The 1,815-nt window shown below is 29.0% G+C and carries 3 protein-coding genes; 2 read left to right on the top strand and 1 reads right to left on the bottom strand.

Annotation, left to right across the window (positions count from 1 at the left end; translation table 11 throughout):
- Positions 1-279: 279 nt before the first annotated feature.
- A complete protein-coding gene (locus HY951_11955) occupies positions 280-474 on the bottom strand; it encodes a hypothetical protein (protein ID MBI5540767.1) in 195 nt (64 codons plus the stop codon).
- Positions 475-681: 207 nt separating this feature from the next.
- Between HY951_11955 and HY951_11950 the strand changes: the two genes are divergently transcribed.
- Positions 682-1,161, top strand: coding sequence for a T9SS type A sorting domain-containing protein (locus HY951_11950; protein ID MBI5540766.1), 480 nt, complete (start codon positions 682-684; stop codon positions 1,159-1,161).
- A gap of 6 nt (positions 1,162-1,167) precedes the next feature.
- Entirely contained in the window at positions 1,168-1,713 is a 546-nt protein-coding gene (locus HY951_11945; GenBank protein MBI5540765.1) for an outer membrane beta-barrel protein, read from the top strand.
- Positions 1,714-1,815 lie beyond the last annotated feature (102 nt).

Here is a 1,815-nt window from a genome sequence, read left to right as displayed (position 1 = left end):
TAACATTATTTGTTTTGTAAACCGATTTTTTCTTCTTATTTTTACTCATCTGAAAAGTGGTGTTTCTTAAACTTCTTGGAACAATGTAAATTTAAGATATTCCCACCACTTTTCAGTTTTTTATTTTAGAAATTTAGGTATAATATAATGTATAAAGACAATTATTATAAAATGACTTTAAAGATAGCCGATACACAAGCCAACGCAGTTTTAATTTTTTTGCCACCGCTCCTTATTAATCACACGAACAGCCCTATCAAACACACGGTCAAGTCAATTTTATTTTTTTTGAATTAAATTGTTTTCTATGGTAAAAAAAATAAAAATCACTTTCCCTTTAGCCAGCGCAATGCCAATAATGTATAGCTTTCCCACATTAGTCAATTCGTTGTTTAGTTTACTTTTTTGCTTGCAATTCAAGATAAGCAAAAAAGAAACTTGCTCTGCACCAACAACGAATTCACTAATCTCCAATCGCTCACATTTAATAAGTTTTAACCACACGGTCAGCCCTATCAATGCTCAGTCAAACACAATTTGTTTTTTTGGATTAAATTATTTTCAAAGGTTAAAAAAACAAATAGAGTTTGCCTTTTTCCAACGCATCAAGCGAATAAGGAAGTAATAATTTTTTTGATTGTAATTTAAATAAGTACTTTTGAAATATCTAAAAACACAATTATGAAAACTAAAATCTCAATAATTTTATTTTTGTTTTTTGTCGCAAGTTTAACACAAGGACAAAGTATTATTCGTTCCTCAATTAATTGTTTTGGTAATAGTATTTCAGTTGACAATATATTATTTCGTCAATCCGCAGGACAGCCCTCGAATACTGATTATTTTGTAAACGGACAATTATTAAGACAAGGTTTTCAGCAACCAATAAACCTGACAGTACAATCATTTACAAAAAATAATATCTCGATTGTATTATATCCAAACCCTGCAACAACAGAAACAAAACTTATTATTAATGGAAATCTTTCAAATTATGAAATTGTAATTTCTGCAATTACAGGTAAGGACTTAATGAAAATACAATCTGATAAATCCGAAAATAATATTAATTGTTCTACACTTCCTATCGGTTTATACATCGTATCAATAGTAAAAGGAAATGAATTATATGCTGCAACTAAATTAATCATTACAAAATAACATTTTATGAGAAAAAAATTATTCGTATTTCTATTTGCTTTATCACCTGTGTTCATGTATGCACAAGAGAAAATAAGTCTCAATTTTGCACAAGTCTTTTCCGGCTTTCGGTTTAAAGATTCGCAGGGAAATGAAGATGAATATTTGAGCAGAGATATTAAATATTCTTATGCTGTCAATTATGAAAAAGTTTTTTCACCAGGATTTTATTTTAAACCTGAAATCGGATATAAAAATTTTGGTGCAAAATCAAATGTTGACAATACAAAAATAGATTGGAATCTTCATTATCTCGATTTCAATTTGGGTGGAGGCTATCTCTACAAACAACATAAGATTAAACCATATATCGGAGCCGCATTTTATTTTGCATATATGTATAAAGGCGACCAGACAATTGGTTCAGATAGTTACGACCTTTTAAAATTGAAAGCTTTGTCAACAACAGATTATGGCATTGATTTAGACCTTGGTGTTCGTTATGATTTTTCTGAATCATCAAGTGTTTTTATTGAACTTTGTAAAAAAAAGTTGCAAAATGAAAACATATAAAAGATTGAGTTATGAAGAGCGAGTAAAAATGGAAACATATTTATCGCTGGGAAAATTAAAATCAGAAATCGCCAACTTATTAAATCGTCCAAAAAGTACCAT

This window comes from Bacteroidia bacterium, from assembly GCA_016218155.1.
GTDB lineage: Bacteria > Bacteroidota > Bacteroidia > Bacteroidales > GWA2-32-17 > GWA2-32-17.
The sequence above is the reverse complement of the archived record's forward strand: the minus strand, read 5'-3'. Positions and strand labels throughout refer to the sequence as shown.